This is a genomic window from Pseudomonas sp. GW531-T4 (genome assembly GCF_017349615.1).
In the GTDB taxonomy this organism is placed as follows: domain Bacteria; phylum Pseudomonadota; class Gammaproteobacteria; order Pseudomonadales; family Pseudomonadaceae; genus Aquipseudomonas; species Aquipseudomonas chlororaphis_I.
The window spans coordinates 1-18,799 of the sequence record NZ_JACMZT010000016.1; the positions used below are offsets into that span (position 1 = coordinate 1).

14 protein-coding genes and 2 tRNA genes are annotated in these 18,799 nt (G+C 63.0%); 13 read left to right on the plus strand and 3 right to left on the minus strand.

Annotation, left to right across the window (positions count from 1 at the left end; all coding sequences use genetic code 11):
• Positions 1 to 107 precede the first annotated feature (107 nt).
• Positions 108 to 194: transfer RNA gene (locus J4D28_RS14790), tRNA-Leu, on the minus strand.
• Positions 195 to 364: 170 nt separating this feature from the next.
• Positions 365 to 451, minus strand: a tRNA-Leu gene (locus tag J4D28_RS14795).
• A gap of 224 nt (positions 452 to 675) precedes the next feature.
• Here J4D28_RS14795 and rnr point away from each other — a divergent pair.
• The 13 genes from rnr (at position 676) to J4D28_RS14860 (ending at position 18,534) form a co-directional block, all read left to right on the plus strand.
• Positions 676 to 3,282, plus strand: a complete 2,607-nt coding sequence (rnr, locus tag J4D28_RS14800) for a ribonuclease R (protein WP_103330882.1) — start codon at positions 676 to 678, stop codon at positions 3,280 to 3,282.
• Positions 3,279 to 4,046, plus strand: coding sequence for a 23S rRNA (guanosine(2251)-2'-O)-methyltransferase RlmB (rlmB, locus tag J4D28_RS14805; protein ID WP_016704517.1), 768 nt, complete (start codon positions 3,279 to 3,281; stop codon positions 4,044 to 4,046). The genes rnr and rlmB overlap by 4 nt, the downstream gene beginning before the upstream one ends.
• A 280-nt stretch (positions 4,047 to 4,326) precedes the next feature.
• Positions 4,327 to 4,752 carry a 30S ribosomal protein S6 gene (gene rpsF / locus J4D28_RS14810; RefSeq protein ID WP_007921481.1) on the plus strand — a complete coding sequence of 142 codons (426 nt, stop codon included), beginning with the start codon at positions 4,327 to 4,329 and terminating at the stop codon, positions 4,750 to 4,752.
• A gap of 28 nt (positions 4,753 to 4,780) precedes the next feature.
• The gene (rpsR, locus tag J4D28_RS14815; protein ID WP_002551829.1) at positions 4,781 to 5,011 is read left to right on the plus strand and encodes a 30S ribosomal protein S18; all 231 of its coding nucleotides are present in this window, start codon (positions 4,781 to 4,783) and stop codon (positions 5,009 to 5,011) included.
• Positions 5,012 to 5,047: 36 nt separating this feature from the next.
• Positions 5,048 to 5,947: a hypothetical protein gene (locus tag J4D28_RS14820; RefSeq protein ID WP_038582557.1), complete on the plus strand. Its 900-nt coding sequence runs from the start codon at positions 5,048 to 5,050 to the stop codon at positions 5,945 to 5,947.
• Between the two features lie 21 nt (positions 5,948 to 5,968).
• The gene (rplI, locus tag J4D28_RS14825; protein ID WP_007921484.1) at positions 5,969 to 6,415 is read left to right on the plus strand and encodes a 50S ribosomal protein L9; all 447 of its coding nucleotides are present in this window, start codon (positions 5,969 to 5,971) and stop codon (positions 6,413 to 6,415) included.
• A 134-nt stretch (positions 6,416 to 6,549) separates the two neighbouring features.
• Complete coding sequence (dnaB, locus tag J4D28_RS14830; protein ID WP_007921486.1) at positions 6,550 to 7,947, plus strand: replicative DNA helicase; 1,398 nt, start codon at positions 6,550 to 6,552, stop codon at positions 7,945 to 7,947.
• 192 nt (positions 7,948 to 8,139) lie between these two features.
• The gene (locus J4D28_RS14835) at positions 8,140 to 10,440 is read left to right on the plus strand and encodes a YgiQ family radical SAM protein (protein WP_009046699.1); all 2,301 of its coding nucleotides are present in this window, start codon (positions 8,140 to 8,142) and stop codon (positions 10,438 to 10,440) included.
• A 111-nt stretch (positions 10,441 to 10,551) separates the two neighbouring features.
• The gene (locus tag J4D28_RS14840) at positions 10,552 to 11,070 is read left to right on the plus strand and encodes a hypothetical protein (protein ID WP_103330881.1); all 519 of its coding nucleotides are present in this window, start codon (positions 10,552 to 10,554) and stop codon (positions 11,068 to 11,070) included.
• Positions 11,071 to 11,243: 173 nt separating this feature from the next.
• Positions 11,244 to 14,519, plus strand: a complete 3,276-nt coding sequence (locus J4D28_RS14845; protein ID WP_103330880.1) for a DUF2126 domain-containing protein — start codon at positions 11,244 to 11,246, stop codon at positions 14,517 to 14,519.
• An 87-nt stretch (positions 14,520 to 14,606) separates the two neighbouring features.
• Positions 14,607 to 17,093, plus strand: coding sequence for a circularly permuted type 2 ATP-grasp protein (locus J4D28_RS14850; RefSeq protein WP_028683730.1), 2,487 nt, complete (start codon positions 14,607 to 14,609; stop codon positions 17,091 to 17,093).
• Positions 17,093 to 17,998, plus strand: coding sequence for a transglutaminase family protein (locus tag J4D28_RS14855; protein ID WP_038630470.1), 906 nt, complete (start codon positions 17,093 to 17,095; stop codon positions 17,996 to 17,998). The genes J4D28_RS14850 and J4D28_RS14855 overlap by 1 nt, the downstream gene beginning before the upstream one ends.
• A 116-nt stretch (positions 17,999 to 18,114) precedes the next feature.
• The gene (locus tag J4D28_RS14860) at positions 18,115 to 18,534 is read left to right on the plus strand and encodes an NUDIX domain-containing protein (RefSeq protein ID WP_028683728.1); all 420 of its coding nucleotides are present in this window, start codon (positions 18,115 to 18,117) and stop codon (positions 18,532 to 18,534) included.
• A 24-nt stretch (positions 18,535 to 18,558) separates the two neighbouring features.
• On the opposite strand, the gene J4D28_RS14865 is transcribed toward J4D28_RS14860, so the two are convergent.
• Positions 18,559 to 18,744, minus strand: coding sequence for a hypothetical protein (locus tag J4D28_RS14865; protein ID WP_009046705.1), 186 nt, complete (start codon positions 18,742 to 18,744; stop codon positions 18,559 to 18,561).
• Between the last annotated feature and the right edge of the window lie 55 nt (positions 18,745 to 18,799).

An 18,799-nucleotide genomic window follows, 5' to 3' on the forward strand; every position in this document is an offset into this window, starting at 1 on the left:
CCCCCCCCCGCTTTGGAGGAAGAAATGATTGTTATGGGCCAGAAACGCAAAAACCCGCTTTCGCGGGTTTTTGTGAGACTTCACAGCTATGCTGTGAAGCTTGAATATGGTGCCCAGAAGAAGACTCGAACTTCCACGGCCTTGCGGCCACCAGCACCTGAAGCTGGCGTGTCTACCAATTTCACCATCTGGGCAGTATCAGCAACGTTGCCGCTGTTGATGGGGCGAACTATACGGAGCGCCTTTGAATCTGTAAAGCCCTGTTTTGACTTAGATTCAATAAATCAAACACTTAGAATGCAAAAACCCGCTTTCGCGGGTTTTTGGAGGAGCCTGAAGATTCAAATAATCTGCAGCTCTGAATTGGTGCCCAGAAGAAGACTCGAACTTCCACGGCCTTGCGGCCACCAGCACCTGAAGCTGGCGTGTCTACCAATTTCACCATCTGGGCAGTATCGGCAACGTCTCCGTCGTCGATGGCGCGCACTATACGGACCACCTTTTGAGCTGTAAACCCCTGATCTTGAAAATATTGAAAAAAATTCACCGACGGCTTTTACAGGATGCTTCTGAAGCCTTGAAAGGACTTTTCGGAGCCTGTCTTAGCCTGAAATTTCCCGTTTCAATACGCGTATGCCAAACTAACCCGCATATAGACAAGGTGAAATTTATCTAATGGCCGATTGGCAGTCCCTCGATCCCGAGGCCGCTCGTGAAGCGGAAAAATATGAAAACCCTATCCCTAGCCGCGAACTGATCCTTCAGCACCTTGCTGATCGGGGTTCGCCTGCTAATCGCGAACAGCTGGTCGAAGAGTTTGGTCTGACCACAGAAGACCAGATCGAAGCCCTGCGTCGCCGCCTGCGCGCCATGGAGCGCGATGCCCAACTGATCTACACCCGTCGCGGCACTTATGCGCCGGTGGACAAGCTCGACCTGATCCTCGGCCGCATCAGCGGTCACCGTGATGGCTTCGGCTTCCTGGTGCCCGATGACGGCAGCGACGACCTGTTCATGAGCCCGGCGCAGATGCGCCTGGTGTTCGATGGCGACCGCGCGCTGGCCCGGGTTTCCGGTCTGGATCGCCGTGGTCGCCGCGAAGGCATGATCGTTGAAGTGGTGTCCCGTGCTCACGAGAGCATTGTCGGCCGTTACTTCGAAGAGGGCGGCATTGGTTTTGTGGTGGCGGACAACCCGAAGATCCAGCAGGAAGTGCTGGTGACCCCGGGCCGCAATGCCGGCGCCAAGATTGGCCAGTTCGTCGAGGTGAAGATCACCCACTGGCCGACTCCGCGCTTCCAGCCACAAGGCGACGTGGTCGAGGTCGTGGGCAACTACATGGCCCCGGGCATGGAAATCGATGTTGCCTTGCGCACCTACGATATTCCTCACGTCTGGCCTGAAGCGGTACTGAAGGAAGCCGGCAAGCTCAAGCCGGAAGTCGAAGATAAGGACAAAGAGAAACGCATCGACCTGCGCGATCTGCCGTTCGTCACCATCGACGGTGAAGACGCTCGCGACTTCGACGATGCGGTCTATTGCGAAGCCAAGCCTGGCAAGCTGCGCCTGTTCGGCGGTGGCTGGAAGCTGTACGTGGCGATTGCCGACGTTTCCAGTTACGTGAAGATCGGTTCGGCGCTGGATGCCGAGGCTCAGGTACGCGGCAACTCGGTGTACTTCCCCGAGCGCGTGGTGCCGATGCTACCGGAGCAGTTGTCCAACGGCCTGTGCTCGCTGAACCCGAAAGTCGATCGTCTCGCCATGGTGTGCGAGATGACCATCTCCAAGTCCGGCGAGATGACCGACTACCAGTTCTACGAAGCGGTGATCCACTCCAAGGCGCGACTGACCTACAACAAGGTCAGTACTATCCTCGAGCAGCCGAAAACCAGCGAGGCCAAGCAACTGCGCGGCGAATACGCCGATGTTGTGCCGCACCTCAAGCAGCTTTATGCGCTGTACAAGGTGCTGCTCGGTGCTCGTCATACCCGTGGCGCCATCGATTTCGAGACCCAGGAAACCCGGATCATCTTCGGTTCCGAGCGCAAGATCGCCGAAATTCGCCCGACTACCCGCAACGATGCGCACAAGCTGATCGAGGAATGCATGCTGGCGGCCAACGTGGCCACCGCCGAATTCCTCAAGAAGCACGAAATTCCTGCGCTCTATCGCGTCCACGACGGCCCGCCGCCAGAGCGCCTGGAAAAACTGCGCGCCTTCCTCGGCGAGCTCGGCCTGTCCCTGCATAAAGGCAAGGACGGCCCGACGCCGAAGGACTACCAGGCACTGCTGGAAAGCATCAAGGATCGCCCGGATTTCCACCTGATCCAGACCGTGATGCTGCGCTCGTTGAGCCAGGCGGTGTACAGCGCTGACAATCAGGGCCACTTCGGCCTGAACTACGAAGCCTATACCCACTTCACCTCGCCGATTCGCCGTTACCCGGACCTGCTGACGCACCGGGCGATTCGCAGTGTCATCCACTCCAAGCAGAACACCCCTCACGTGCGTCGTGCCGGTGCGATGACCATTCCGAAGGCGCGCATCTATCCGTATGACGAGGCGGTTCTCGAGCAGCTTGGCGAGCAGTGCTCGATGAGTGAGCGGCGTGCCGACGAAGCGACCCGCGACGTGGTGAACTGGCTCAAGTGCGAGTACATGAAGGATCGCGTGGGCGAGTCGTTCCCTGGTGTGATCACCGCGGTGACCGGTTTTGGCCTGTTCGTCGAGCTGACCGATATCTATGTCGAAGGTCTGGTGCATGTCACGGCGCTGCCGGGCGATTACTACCACTTCGATCCTGTGCATCACCGCCTGGCCGGCGAGCGTACCGGCCGCAGCTTCCGCCTGGGTGACAGCGTGGAAGTGCGGGTCATGCGCGTCGACCTGGACGAGCGCAAGATCGACTTCGAGATGGCGGAAAAAACCATCGGCGCGCCGATCGGTCGCAAGAAACGCGGCGCTGTCGACGTGCCTCCGGCCAAGACTGCTGCCGAGCCTGCTCCAGCCAAGACTGGCCGTCGTGGCCCGGCCAAGGAAAAGCCGGTCGAGGCCTACCGCTCCAGCGATGCCGCGGCGAAAAACGCCGAAGTGCGCAAGAGTCGGGAAATGAAGCAGGCGTTGCTGGCCGAAGCCAAAAGCGGTGGTAAAGCGGCGTCTGGGGGAAAGTCCGGAAAGCCGGCGTCCAGCAAGCCGAGCAAACATCGTAAAGGTCCGCCGAAAGCGGGCGCAGGCCCTGCGGCGAAAAGCGGCGGGGCACGTAAACCCAAGGCCAAGTCATGAGTCAGTTGGAAAAGATCTACGGCGTGCACGCTGTGGAAGCATTGCTGCGTCACCACCCCAAGCGCGTCAAGCAGATCTGGCTGGCCGAAGGCCGCAGCGATCCGCGCGTGCAGGTGCTGGTGGACCTGGCTGGGCAGAATCGCGTGGCGGTCGGCCAGGCCGAGCGTCGTGAAATGGATGCCTGGGTCGAGGGCGTTCACCAGGGTGTCGTGGCTGAAGTAAGTCCAAGCCAGGTCTGGGGCGAGGCGATGCTCGATGAGCTGCTCGACCGCACCGAGGGCGCGCCGCTGCTGCTCGTGCTGGACGGTGTGACCGACCCGCACAACCTCGGCGCCTGCCTGCGTACCGCCGATGCGGCTGGCGCGCTGGCGGTGCTGGTGCCGAAAGACAAATCGGCGACCCTGACCCCGACCGTGCGTAAAGTGGCGTGCGGCGCCGCGGAAGTGATTCCGCTGGTGGCCGTGACCAACCTCGCGCGCACTCTGGAAAAGCTCCAGCAGCGCGGCCTGTGGGTTGTCGGCACCGCTGGCGAAGCCGAGCAGGAACTGTATGACCAGGACCTGACCGGGCCGACCATCCTGATCATGGGCGCCGAAGGCAAGGGTATGCGTCGCCTCACCCGTGAGCATTGCGATTTCCTGGTTCGCCTGCCGATGGCCGGTAGCGTCAGCAGTCTCAACGTTTCCGTGGCTACCGGCGTGTGCCTGTTCGAGGCCACGCGCCAGCGTGCGGCCAAGGCCAAGAGCGCAGCCAAGAAGACCTGAGTTTCCTCCCTCCATGCAGGTGCGAGCTTGCTCGCGATAGCGGCCCGACTGAGGTGCTGCAATCGTGAGCAGGCCCGTCCGGCAGGTTTGGCGTGCCCTGGCGGCCAATTGTTCAAATAATCACCAATTGCCTTGCGCCGCTGTTGCCCCTTCTCTACAATTGCGCCCCTTGCCGTTGCGGCAGGCGCATATGTGCCTATCTCTGGCAAGACACACAAGTGTCATTCACTCCTTGTCTGACCGCTTTTGAGCGGCAGGCTACAACCCGTAAGGAGCATTCATGCGTCATTACGAAATCATCTTTCTGGTCCACCCTGACCAGAGCGAGCAAGTCGGCGGCATGGTTGAGCGTTACACCAAGCTGATCGAAGAAGACGGCGGCAAAATCCACCGTCTGGAAGACTGGGGCCGTCGTCAACTGGCCTACGCAATCAACAATGTTCACAAGGCTCACTACGTGATGCTGAACGTTGAGTGCACCGGTAAAGCCCTGGCTGAGCTGGAAGACAACTTCCGTTACAACGATGCTGTGATCCGTAACCTGGTCATCCGTCGCGAAGAAGCCATCACTGGCCAATCCGAGATGCTCAAGGCTGAAGAGAACCGCAGTGAGCGCCGTGAGCGTCGTGACCGTCCTGAGCATTCTGACAGCGCCGATGGCGATGACAGCGATAACAGCGACGCCAGCGATAACGCTGACGAGTAATCCACGGACCTTTTGAGGAGCCAATTACATGGCACGTTTCTTCCGTCGTCGTAAATTCTGCCGCTTCACCGCTGAAGACGTGAAAGAGATCGATTACAAAGATCTCAACACCCTGAAAGCCTACGTATCCGAGACCGGCAAAATCGTTCCAAGCCGTATCACCGGTACCAAAGCTCGTTATCAGCGTCAGCTGGCCACCGCTATCAAGCGCGCCCGCTTCCTGGCCCTGCTGGCCTACACCGACAGCCACGGCCGCTGAGACCGGGCAGTCGACAAGTAGTAAGGGATTGAATGCATGCGCGCCTTAGCTGAGTTCATCATGCGCGGCCGTATGCAGGCCACTCTGGTAGTGGCCGGATGTGCGGCATTGCCGTTGTTGTATTGGTTGGGTGCTGCTGCGGGAAGCCTGGTGCTCCTGCGGCGCGGTTTGAGCGACGCCCTTGGTGTCCTCGCCCTGGGATTGCTGCCGGCACTGTTCTGGTGGCTGTATTCCGGCGATCCACGCGCACTCATGGTGCTGCTGGGGTCTTCGGGCCTTGCGTTGGTTTTGCGCGCAAGCGAATCCTGGAACCGTGTGCTGCTGGTCAGCATAGCGCTGGGCCTGGTGTTTGCTGGAGTGCTGGGTGTGGCTTACCGCCCCCAGATCGAGATGCTCTCGCAGGAGTTGGTAAAAATCCTGCCGCTGGCCCTCGGTGATCTCTACCAGCAGTTGTCGGTTGAAGAGCGAGCTCGTCTTGCCTCACTGATTGCACCGGTCCTGACCGGCCTGATAGCGGCTTTGTTGCAGGTCGTCAGTGTGCTGAGCCTGATTGTCGGGCGCTACTGGCAGGCGTTGTTGTACAACCCGGGTGGTTTTGGGCGCGAGTTTCGCGCTATCAAGCTCCCGCTGGGACTGGCGATGTTGCTGCTGGCCTGCATGCTGCTGGGACCGAATCTCGGTCCACAGATGGCGATGCTGACGCCGTTGTGCAGCGTACCGCTGGTGTTCGCCGGGCTGGCCCTGATTCACGGGCTGGTGGCGCAAGGGCGACTGGCCAGGTTCTGGCTGGTGGGGTTGTACGTAACGCTGTTGCTGTTTATGCAGCTGATCTATCCGTTGCTCGTGGTGTTGGCCATAGTCGACAGCCTGATTGATTTTCGCGGTCGTTCGGCGCCGAAAGACGCTGATAACGGCTCTGCGAACGGTGAAGGTTAAAAGTTAAGAGGTTATTACCAAATGGAACTGATCCTGCTGGAAAAAATCGCCAACCTGGGCAACCTGGGCGATAAGGTAAACGTTAAGGCTGGTTACGGCCGTAACTACCTGCTGCCTTTCGGCAAAGCCACCGCTGCTACCGCTGCCAACCTGGCTGCGTTCGAAGCGCGTCGTGCCGAGCTGGAAAAACTGGCTGCAGAGAAAAAGGCTTCTGCCGAAACTCGCGCTGCCCAACTGGCTGAGCTGGAAGTGACTATCACTGCCACCGCTGGTGACGAAGGCAAGCTGTTCGGTTCGATCGGCACCCACGACATCGCTGATGCACTGACCGCCTCCGGCGTTGAAGTGGCAAAAAGCGAAGTTCGTCTGCCGAACGGCACCATCCGCAACGTAGGTGAGTTCGACGTAGCCGTGCACCTGCACGCCGAAGTTGAAGCCACCGTGCGCGTTGTCGTGGTAGCAGCTTAAGCAGTACTTGTCGGCTGGCACCCTCGGGAGCTAGCCGGTAACATCGGGCACGATCCTGTTTACAGGTCGTGCCCTTTGTCTTTCTGTACCCTCAGTTTTTCAAACCCCTGCTTTTCCTAAAAAACCAAGTGGCCATGAACGATATCTCCGCTCCCGAGCAATACGATCTGCAAACCGCTGCCCTGAAGGTGCCGCCACATTCCATCGAGGCCGAACAGGCCGTGCTCGGTGGTCTGATGCTGGACAACAACGCCTGGGAGCGGGTGCTCGATCAAGTCTCCGACGGCGACTTCTATCGGCATGACCACCGTTTGATTTTCCGCGCGATCGCCAAACTGGCCGATCAGAACATGCCGATCGACGTCGTGACCCTGTCCGAACAGCTGGACAAGGAAGGCCAGACGTCCCAGGTCGGCGGCCTGGGGTACCTGGGCGAACTGGCGAAGAACACGCCGTCGGTGGCCAACATCAAGGCCTATGCGCAGATCGTTCGCCAGCGCGCCACCCTGCGCCAGTTGATCGGCATCAGCACCGAGATCGCCGACAGCGCCTTCAACCCCGAAGGCCGCACCGCCGAAGAGATCCTCGACGAAGCCGAGCGGCAGATCTTCCAGATCGCCGAGGCGCGTCCGAAGACCGGCGGCCCGGTGGGCGTCAACGAGTTGCTGACCAAGGCCATCGACCGCATCGACACCTTGTTCAACACCGACAACGCCATCACCGGCCTTTCCACCGGCTACACCGACCTTGACGAGAAGACCAGCGGCCTGCAGCCAGCCGACCTGATCATCGTCGCCGGCCGTCCGTCCATGGGTAAGACCACCTTTGCCATGAACCTGGTGGAAAACGCCGTATTGCGCAGCGACAAGGCGGTGCTGGTGTACTCCCTCGAGATGCCAGGCGAATCGCTGATCATGCGTATGCTGTCGTCCCTCGGCCGTATCGACCAGACCAAGGTGCGTTCCGGTCAGCTGGAAGACGACGATTGGCCGCGCCTGACCTCGGCGGTCAACCTGCTCAATGATCGCAAGCTGTTCATCGACGACACCGCGGGTATCAGCCCCTCGGAAATGCGCGCGCGAACCCGCCGCCTGGTGCGTGAGCACGGCGACATCGCCCTGATCATGATCGACTACCTGCAGCTGATGCAGATCCCAGGTTCCAGTGGCGACAACCGAACCAACGAGATTTCCGAGATCTCCCGTTCCCTCAAGGCCCTGGCCAAGGAATTCAACTGCCCGGTAGTGGCCCTGTCCCAGCTCAACCGCTCCCTCGAGCAGCGTCCGAACAAGCGCCCGGTGAACTCCGACTTGCGGGAATCCGGAGCGATCGAGCAGGACGCCGACGTCATCATGTTCGTGTACCGGGACGAGGTGTATCACCCCGAGACCGAGCACAAGGGCATTGCCGAGATCATCATCGGCAAGCAGCGGAACGGCCCGATCGGCTTTATCCGCCTGGCGTTCATCGGCAAGTACACCCGCTTCGAGAACCTCGCGCCGGGCAGCTACAACTTCGACGACGACGAGTAAGGCCCGGCCTCTCGAGCGCAGGTAAGCCTCCAAGGTCTTCGTGTTCCTGGGAGCGAGGCTTGCCCGCGATGAACGCCCCACCGATTTCCGACCATGGTCGTCGGAATTGGTCATTTTTTGTGCTATATTCCGCGCCCGCGAATTTCTCTGTAAATAAACGCGCCCTTATCTACACCTATACCGGTCATCGACATGCAAGCAGCCAAGCCGTTATTTGACTATCCCAAGTACTGGGCCGAATGTTTCGGGCCGGCGCCGTTCCTGCCGATGAGCAGGGCGGAGATGGATCAGCTCGGCTGGGATTCCTGCGACATCATCATCGTCACCGGTGATGCCTACGTCGATCACCCATCGTTCGGCATGGCGATCATCGGCCGGCTGCTGGAGTCCCAGGGCTTCCGCGTCGGGATCATTGCCCAGCCGAACTGGCAGTCCAAAGACGACTTCATGAAGCTCGGCGAGCCGAACCTGTTCTTCGGCGTCGCGGCCGGCAACATGGATTCGATGATCAACCGCTACACCGCGGACAAGAAAATCCGTTCCGACGACGCCTACACCCCCGGTGGCCTGGCGGGCAAGCGTCCGGACCGCGCCAGCCTGGTCTACAGCCAGCGCTGCAAGGAAGCCTACAAGCACGTGCCGATCGTCCTGGGCGGCATCGAAGCCTCCCTGCGCCGCATCGCCCACTACGACTACTGGCAGGACCGGGTGCGCAACTCGATCCTGATCGACGCCAGCGCCGACATCCTGCTCTACGGCAACGCCGAGCGGGCAATTGTCGAAGTCGCCCAGCGCCTGTCCTACGGGCACAAGATCGAAGACATCACCGACGTGCGCGGCACCGCGTTCATTCGCCGTGACACGCCCCAGGGCTGGTACGAAGTGGACTCCACGCGTATCGACCGTCCGGGCAAGATCGACAAGATTATCAACCCCTACGTCAACACCCAGGACACCGCCGCCTGCGCCATCGAGCAAGAGAAGGGGCCGGTGGAAGACCCCCAGGAAGCCAAGGTCGTGCAGATCCTGGCCAGCCCGAAGATGACCCGGGACAAGACCGTGATCCGCCTGCCGTCGATGGAAAAGGTGCGTAACGATCCGGTGCTCTACGCTCACGCCAACCGCGTGCTGCACCTGGAAACCAACCCGGGTAACGCCCGTGCGCTGGTGCAGAAGCATGGCGAGATCGACGTCTGGTTCAACCCGCCACCCATCCCGATGACCACCGAAGAGATGGACTACGTGTTCGGCATGCCGTATCAGCGCATCCCGCACCCGGCGTACGGCAAGGAGAAAATCCCGGCCTACGACATGATCCGTTTCTCGGTGAACATCATGCGGGGCTGCTTTGGCGGCTGCACCTTCTGCTCGATCACCGAGCACGAAGGGCGGATCATCCAGAACCGTTCCGAAGAGTCGATCATTCGCGAGATCGAAGAGATTCGCGACAAGGTTCCAGGTTTTACCGGGGTCATCTCCGACCTCGGCGGCCCGACCGCGAACATGTACCGCATTGCCTGCAAGAGCCCGGAAATCGAATCCGCGTGCCGCAAGCCGTCCTGCGTGTTCCCTGGCATCTGCCCGAACCTGAACACCGATCACTCGTCGCTGATCCAGCTGTATCGCAGCGCCCGCGCCTTGCCGGGGGTGAAGAAGATCCTGATCGCTTCCGGCCTGCGCTACGACCTCGCGGTCGAGTCGCCGGAGTACGTCAAGGAACTGGTGACTCACCACGTCGGTGGCTACCTGAAGATCGCCCCGGAACACACCGAGGAAGGTCCGCTCAACCAGATGATGAAACCGGGCATCGGTACCTACGACCGGTTCAAGCGGATGTTCGAGAAGTACTCCAAGGAAGCGGGCAAGGAGCAGTACCTGATTCCTTACTTCATCGCCGCGCACCCGGGCACCACCGACGAAGACATGATGAACCTGGCCCTGTGGCTCAAGGGCAACGGTTTCCGCGCCGACCAGGTGCAAGCGTTCTACCCGTCGCCGATGGCCACCGCCACCGCCATGTACCACTCGGGCAAGAACCCGCTGCGCAAGGTCACCTACAAGAGTGACGGGGTGACCATCGTCAAGAGCGAGGAGCAGCGTCGCCTGCACAAGGCGTTCCTGCGTTACCACGATCCGAAAGGCTGGCCGATGCTGCGTGAAGCACTGACCCGCATGGGCCGCGCCGACCTGATCGGGCCCGGCAAGCACCAGCTGATTCCGTTGCATCAGCCGGCTACCGACAGCTACCAGAGCGCCCGTCGCAAGAACTCGACGCCGGCTGGCAGCCACAAAGTGGCCAAGGAAACCACCCGGATCCTCACCCAGCATACCGGCCTGCCACCGCGTGGCAGCGACGGCGGCAACCCGTGGGACAAGCGCGAACAGGCCAAGGCCGCCGCGATGGCCCGCAACAAGCAGGCCGCCAAGGAACGCACGGATGCGGCCAAGGGCAAAGGCAAGAAGCCGACCCGCAAACCGGTCGTGCCCCGCTAAGGCAACTGCTGTACAGACACAACGCCAACCTCAGGGTTGGCGTTGTGCATTTCGCGATTCGGGTTTGTTAAGGTGCGCCCCAGGATTGGCATCGACTCAAGGAAGAGCAGCGTGTTACGTCGCAGGAAAACCCCGCAACAACAGCAGATCGAAGACAAGCTGCTGCGCCTCAAGACCGCCGAGTGGCTCGCCTGGCAGCCCTATGTGCGGCGCTTCGGGGGGATTCATATCGCGGTAATGATGACGACGATCTTCAGCGTCTCGCTGACCGCCGCGCAGGTGCCCCATCTGTATTTCCCCCGGGACTTCCAGGTCGCCAACTACGCCGCGATGGCCATGCTGGGCGTTGGCCTGCTGATGAGCCTGTGTTTCCTGCTGGTGATCCGCGGCTACCCGCGCGGGGCCTGGGCCTTGTTCGGCGCATTGGTGTTCTGCCTGGCGTGCGCGCTGCTGGTCCTGCTGGATTCCCGCCAGCGCCTTTTCCCGGCCTTTGTCCTGTGCATCCCCCTGACCGGCCTGTACCTGATGAGCACCCGGCGCTACCAGCGCGGGCTCAAGGTGCTGCAAGTGGCGGCGCGCAAACGCCGGCGCCTGCAGCGACTGGAAGCCGGCCTGAAGCGGGTGCGCTGACCGCCGGTTACATCCTGTCGCCACATTTATGTGCAACCCTGCGCACGCCAAAGCACGCGCCGCTCGCTTTTGGTGCTGTACTGCCCACAGCAGTCGGGGAAAGCGCCGGGACTGGTGCCCTGGCATAAGTCTTGCGCGCTCTCGTGTACGTCCAGGTCCGCAGGAGGCACGCCGTGTCGATCCATGTCGCATTGCACCATGTCACGCATTACCGCTACGACCGCGCGGTCGAACTCGGCCCACAGATTGTTCGCCTGCGTCCGGCGGCCCATAGCCGCACGCGGATTCTCTCCTATGCGCTGAAGGTCCAGCCCGAGCAGCACTTCATCAATTGGCAGCAGGATCCCCAGGGCAACTACCTGGCGCGCCTGGTCTTCCCGGAAAAGACCGACGAGCTGCGCATCGAAGTCGATCTGCTGGCGGAGATGGCGGTGTTCAATCCGTTCGACTTCTTCCTCGAACCCTATGCGGAGAAGATTCCCTTCGCCTACGCCGCCGATGAGCAGCGGGAACTGGCGCCTTACCTGGAAACCCTGCCGCTGACACCGAAGTTCAAGGCTTACCTTGAGGGCATCGACCGCACGCCGATGCCGGCGGTGGATTTCCTGGTGGGCCTGAACCAGCGTCTGAGCGAAGACATCGGCTACCTGATCCGCATGGAGCCGGGCGTGCAGACGCCCGAGCAGACTCTGGACAAGGCTTCCGGCTCCTGCCGCGACTCCGCCTGGCTGCTGGTGCAGCTGCTGCGCAACCTGGGGCTGGCGGCGCGGTTTGTTTCCGGCTACCTGATCCAGCTGACCGCCGACGTCAAATCCCTCGACGGCCCGTCCGGCACCGAGGTGGATTTCACCGACCTGCATGCCTGGTGCGAGGTGTACCTGCCCGGCGCCGGCTGGATCGGCCTGGACGCCACCTCCGGGCTGTTTGCCGGGGAAGGCCATATCCCGTTGGCCTGCAGCCCAGATCCATCCTCGGCGGCGCCGATCAGCGGCCTGGTGGAGCCTTGCGAATGCGAGTTCAGCCACCAGATGTCGGTGGAGCGGGTCTGGGAAGCGCCGCGGGTCACCAAGCCCTACACCGAGGAGCAATGGCTGGCGATCCAGGCCCTGGGCCGGCAGATCGATGCCGATCTGTTGGAAGGCGACGTGCGCCTGACCATGGGCGGCGAACCGACCTTCGTTTCGATCGACGACCCGGATGGCGCCGAATGGAACACCGCGGCCCTCGGACCGAACAAGCGCCGGCTGTCCGCCGAGCTGTTCCAGCGCATGCGCAACCACTACGCGCCCAAGGGCCTGGTGCATTTCGGCCAGGGCAAGTGGTACCCGGGCGAGCAACTGCCGCGCTGGTCGCTGAACTGCTACTGGCGCCGCGATGGCGTGCCGATCTGGCACAACGCCGCGCTGATTGCCGACGAACACGAAGACTACGGCGCCGACAGCGAACTGGCCGGGCGTTTCCTGGCCAGCGTCGCCGAACGCCTGAAGCTGCCGCCGCGCTTCGTGTTCCCGGCCTATGAAGACAATTTCTATTACCTGTGGCGCGAAGGTACCTTGCCGCAGAACGTGACTGCCGAGGATTCACGGCTGGCGGACGAACTGGAGCGCGCGCGCCTGCGCAAGGTCTTCAACCAGGGCCTGGACAAGGTTATCGGCCAGGTCCTGCCGCTGGCCCGCACGGCCAAGGGCGACCAGTGGCAGAGCGGCCGTTGGTACCTGCGCGACACCCATTGCCGGCTGGTGCCGGGGGATTCGCCCCTGGGCTATCGCCTGCCGCTGGCGTCCCAGCCCTGGGTGACGGCGGCGGAATACCCCTATGTGCACCCCACCGACCCGAACCAGGAGCTGCCCGAGCTGCCGGACAGTGCGCAATTGCGTAAGCATGGCGAGGCGGCCGAGGCCGATGAGCGGGTGCCGCAGATCGACCAGTCCGCCGACTGGCTGACCCGCACCGCGTTCTGTGCCGAGGCGCGGGGTGGGCGGTTGTACCTGTTCATGCCGCCCCTGGAGCGCCTGGAGGATTACCTGGAGCTGGTCAGCGCCATCGAGGCCACCGCCGAAGAGCTGCATTGCCCGGTGCTGCTGGAGGGCTATGAGCCGCCGAGCGATCCACGGCTGAGCAACTTCCGCGTCACCCCCGATCCGGGCGTGATCGAGGTCAACGTGCAGCCGTCCGCCAGTTGGGACGAGCTGGTGGAGCGCACCGAGTTCCTCTACGAGGAAGCCCGGCAGACCCGCCTGACCACCGAGAAATTCATGATCGACGGGCGCCACACCGGCACTGGTGGCGGCAACCACTTCGTGCTGGGCGGCGCGACGCCGGCGGACTCGCCCTTCCTGCGCCGGCCGGATCTGTTGCGCAGCCTGATCAGCTATTGGCACAACCATCCGTCGTTGTCCTATCTGTTCTCCGGGCTGTTCATCGGCCCGACCTCCCAGGCGCCGCGGGTCGACGAGGCACGCAACGATGCCTTGTACGAGCTGGAAATCGCCTTCGCGCAGATGCCCGAGCCGGGCGAGGAGTGCCCGCCGTGGCTGGTCGACCGGTTGCTGCGCAACCTGCTGATCGATGTCACCGGCAACACCCACCGCGCCGAGTTCTGCATCGACAAGCTGTACTCGCCGGACGGCGCCACCGGGCGCCTGGGCCTGCTGGAATTGCGCGCCTTTGAAATGCCGCCCCATGCGCGCATGAGCCTGGCCCAGCAACTGTTGCTGCGGGCCTTGGTCGCGCGCTTCTGGCGCGAGCCCTACGCACCGGCCAAGCTGGCGCGCTGGGGCACCGAGCTGCACGACCGCTTCCTGTTGCCGCACTTTATCGAGCAGGACTTCGCCGACGTCATAGTCGAGCTCAATGCCGCCGGTTATCCGCTGCGCGCCGAGTGGTTCGCCGCGCACCTGGAGTTCCGTTTCCCCAAGGTCGGCGATTACGCGGTCGGCGGGGTCGAACTGGAACTGCGCCAGGCCCTGGAGCCTTGGCATGTGCTGGGGGAGGAGGGCTCCGCTGGCGGCACGGTGCGTTATGTCGATTCGTCGCTGGAGCGTCTGCAAGTCAAGCTCACCGGGTTGGCGCCGCAGCGCTACCTGTTGACCTGCAACGGCGTCGCGGTGCCGCTGCAGCCCACCGGGCGGGTTGGGGAATTCGTCGCTGGGGTGCGCTATCGGGCCTGGCAGCCGTTCAACTGCCTGCAACCGACCATCCCGGTGCACGCGCCCCTGGTGTTCGACCTGCTCGACACCTGGATGCAGCGCTCCCTGGGCGGTTGCCAGTACCACGTAGCCCACCCGGGCGGGCGCAACTACGACAGCCTGCCGGTGAATGCCAACGAAGCCGAAAGCCGCCGCATGGCGCGCTTCTTCCGCCTGGGGCATAGCCCCGGCACCTTGTCGGTGCCGAGCCTGACGATCAACGACGAGTTGCCGATGACACTCGATTTGCGACGTTTCTAAAGCAGACGCGACGCCCGGATGTTTCGCATATCCGGGCGTCATGTGTCTGCGTTAATCTGACTTACCTTGCCGTCTGCCGAGTTCTCCATGCCTGACCTGCTTGACCACTACCCGCTGACGGCGGGTACCTACCACGAACTGCTCGACGCCAGCGGCGCGGTACGCCCGCACTGGCGCCGGCTGTTCGACCAGTTGCAGCGCAGCACGCCGGCGCAGTTGATGCAGCGCCAGGCCCTGCTGACCCGACAGATCCAGGAAAACGGCGTCACCTACAACGTTTATGCCGACCCCAAGGGCGCCGACCGGCCGTGGGAACTGGACCTGTTGCCCCATGTGATCGCCGCCGATGAATGGCAGCAGCTGTCCGCCGGGATCGCCCAGCGGGCGCGTTTGCTCAATGCGGTACTGGCCGACCTGTATGGCCCCCAGCGGCTGATCAGCGAAGGTCTGCTGCCGGCCGAACTGGTGTTTGGCCATAACAATTTTCTCTGGCCGTGCCAGGGCATCCAGCCGCCGGACGGCGCTTTCCTGCACCTGTACGCGGTGGACCTGGCGCGCACCCCGGACGGGCGCTGGTGGGTCACCGCCGACCGTACCCAGGCGCCCTCCGGTGCCGGCTACGCCCTGGAAAACCGCATGATCGTGTCCCGGGCCTTTCCGGACCTGTACCGCGACCTGCAGGTACAGCACCTGGCCGGCTTCTTCCGCACCCTGCAGGAAACCCTGGCCCGCCAGGCGCCCCGGGACGACGAAGCGCCACTGATCGTGCTGCTGACCCCGGGACGTTTCAACGAAAGCTATTTCGAGCACCTGTACCTGGCGCGCCAGCTTGGTTATCCGCTGGTGGAGGGCGGCGACCTGACGGTGCGCGACGCCACGGTCTACCTCAAGACCCTGAGCGGCCTGCGGCGGGTGCACGCGATCATGCGCCGGCTCGACGACGACTTCTGCGACCCGCTGGAACTGCGCACCGACTCGGCCCTTGGTGTGCCGGGGCTGCTGGAGGCGGTGCGGCGGGGCCGGGTGCTGGTGGCCAATGCCCTGGGCAGCGGCGTGCTGGAGTCGCCAGGCCTGCTGGGTTTCCTGCCGAAGATCAGCGAGCACCTGTTTGGCGAAGAGCTGATTCTGCCGTCCGTCGCCACCTGGTGGTGCGGCGAGGCGCCGGTGCTGGCCCAGGCCCTGGAAAAACTCCCGGAGCTGCTGATCAAGCCGGCGTTCCCGTCCCAGAGCTTTGCCCCCTTGTTCGGCCGCGACCTCTGCGAGAAAGAGCGCCAGGCCCTGGCCGAGCGCATGCGGGCGCGGCCGTATGCCTATGTCGCCCAGGAACTGGCGCAGCTGTCCCAGGCGCCGGTCTGGCAGGCCGAGGATGGCCAGCTGCAACCACGGGCCATCGGCATGCGGGTGTATGCCGTGGCCAGCCGCGACGGTTACCGGGTGCTGCCGGGCGGCTTGACCCGGGTGGCCGCCGAGGCCGATGCCGAAGTGGTATCGATGCAGCGCGGCGGCGCCAGCAAGGACACCTGGGTGCTGGGCGAGCGTGCGCCCAGCGGCGAGCAGTGGAAGGGCCAGCGGACCATCGGCGTGCATGAGCTGGTGCGGCGCGATCCGTACCTGCCGTCGCGGGTGGTGGAAAACCTGTTCTGGTTCGGCCGTTACTGCGAGCGTTGCGATGGCAGCGCGCGGTTGTTGCGGATCATGCTCGCGCGTTATATCGACGGCGATGACCCGCAGGCCTTGCAGGCGGCGGTCGACCTGGGCGAAAGCCTGATGTTGCTGCCGGACGAGGGGGAACTGCCCGAGCGGCTGTTGGCGGCTCTGCAGGGCGACGACTGGGCCTTCAGCCTGCGCTCCAACCTGCAGCGCCTGCAGTGGGCGGCGTCCCAGGTGCGCGGCAAGCTCTCGCGGGAAAACTGGCAGGCGCTGGTGGAGTTGCAGCGCGAAGCTCTGGCGCTGGAGGCCCGGGAGCCGGACTTCGGCGAATTGCTGGACTTCCTCAATCGCCTGGTGATGTCCCTGGCGGCGCTGTCGGGTTTTGCCCTGGACGACATGACCCGCGACGAAGGCTGGCGTTTTTTGATGATCGGCCGGCGCATCGAGCGCCTGCAGTTCCTCAGCAGCAGCCTGGCGGCCTTCCTGCGCAGCGCCACCGCGTTCGACCAGGCCGGGCTGGAGTGGCTGCTGGAGCTGGGCAACAGCAGCATCACCTACCGTTCCCGCTACCTGGCGGTGGCGCAGTTGATCCCGGTGCTCGACCTGTTGCTGCTCGATGAACAGAACCCCCACGCGGTGCTGTTCCAGCTGAAGCTGGTGACCCGGACCCTCAATCGCTTGAACGACGAGTTCGGCGTGCCGCGCGAGGCCGGCTTGCCCAAGCTGGTGGGGCGCCTGTCGCGCTTCGACCTGGGTTGCCTGGAAAATCCGCTGTTCGGCGAAGCCAGCGTGCGTGCGGCGCTCGAAGGCCTGGCCGACCTGTTGCAGGAAATCGCCGATGCCAGCGGGCAGGTCTCCGACCGCCTGGCGCTGCGGCATTTCGCCCATGTCGACGATGTCAGCCAACAAACGGTGTCCGTCTGATGAGCGCTCATTACCAGATCTTCCACGATACCCATTACCACTACGACAGCCCGGTTTCCCTGGCCCAGCAGCTGGCGCACCTGTGGCCGCGGGCCTGCGCCTGGCAGCATTGCAGCCAGCAGGAACTGCTGATCAGCCCCGACCCCACCACCCGCCGCGACGAGCTGGATGTGTTCGGCAACCCGCTGACTCGGCTGGCGTTCGAGCGCCCCCATGACGAACTGCTGGTCAATGCGCAACTGACGGTGGAGGTGTTGGCCCGGCCTGCGCTGGATTTCACCCGCTCATTGCCCTGGGACGCCACCCGCAGTGCGCTGACTTACAGCAGCCGGCCGTTGTCCGCGGCCTTGATGGAGGCGTGTCGTTACCGCTTCGAGTCGCCCTATGTGCACTTGAAGAAGAGCTTCGTCGATTTTTCCGAAAGCTGTTTCCCTGCCGGGCGCCCGTTGTTGCTCGGGGTACAGGCGTTGATGGAGAAGATCTTCAGCGAGTTCACCTTCGATGCCGAAGCCACCCAGGTGGCGACGCCGCTGGTGGAGGTGCTGGAGCGGCGGCGCGGGGTCTGCCAGGACTTCGCCCACCTGATGCTGGCGTGTTTGCGCTCTCGCGGTTTGGCGGCGCGTTATGTCAGCGGCTACCTGCTGACCCAACCGCCACCGGGGCAGCCACGCCTGATCGGCGCGGACGCCTCCCATGCCTGGGTTTCGGTGTTCTGCCCGGTGCTCGGCTGGGTCGATTTCGACCCGACCAACAACGTGCAGCCGGCACTGGAACACATCACCCTGGCCTGGGGCCGGGACTTTTCCGACGTCTCGCCGTTGCGCGGGGTGATTCTCGGCGGCGGCAGCCACGACCCGGAAGTGCGGGTGACGGTGATGCCGCTGAATGAACGGATCTCTCTGTAGCCGCTGCCGCAGGCTGCGATAAGGTTCGCAGAACCTTCCAGCGGTCTAAAAACACGGCCGCTACGCGCCCGGGCGCAGCCTTCGGCAGCGGCTACAGGTTTTACAGGAGTCGCTTTATGTTCCCGGTATCGATCAAGGGCGTGCTGCAATCCCCCGAAGGATTGGTGGTGCTGATGCTCAACGAGCGTGACGAGTGGGAGCTGCCCGGCGGGCGGATCGAGCTGGGGGAGACGGCGCCGCAATGCCTGGCGCGGGAGATCGAGGAAGAGCTGGACGTGCAGGTGGCGGTGGCGGAGCCGCTGGATTCGTACCTGTTCGAGGTCATCCCCGGCAAGCATGTCTTTATCTCGACCTATCGCTGCCGGCTCCTGGGCGGTTTTGTGCCAACCGTCAGCCACGAGCACAAGGAAATCGGCCTGTTCGCAGCCGACCAGCTACCGGCCAACTTGCCACAGGGTTATCGCGATTCGATTGTCAAAGCGTTGGGTATCCGAGGGTCGGTAATGGATAGCCGACCCCAGATCCCGAGGGCCTGACAGGAGTATCAGGCCTGGCGGGTCTCAGGCTTTGGGGGCCTGATCGTCTACTGCATTGGCGTCGTCGACGGCCACTTCGTCTTCTGTATCCGGGCTCGGTGCGCCGGCTTCTTCAGCGGCCGCTTTCTTGCGTTGCAGCTTTTCCTCTTTCTTCTGCTCCTTTGCCAGGTCTCGCTGACGTTTGGCGAAGGAGTAATTGGGTTTAGCCATGGGCGATCCTCTGGGGTCGAAGGTGAGGTTGAGCGGCGCGTATTCTGCCTTGTAT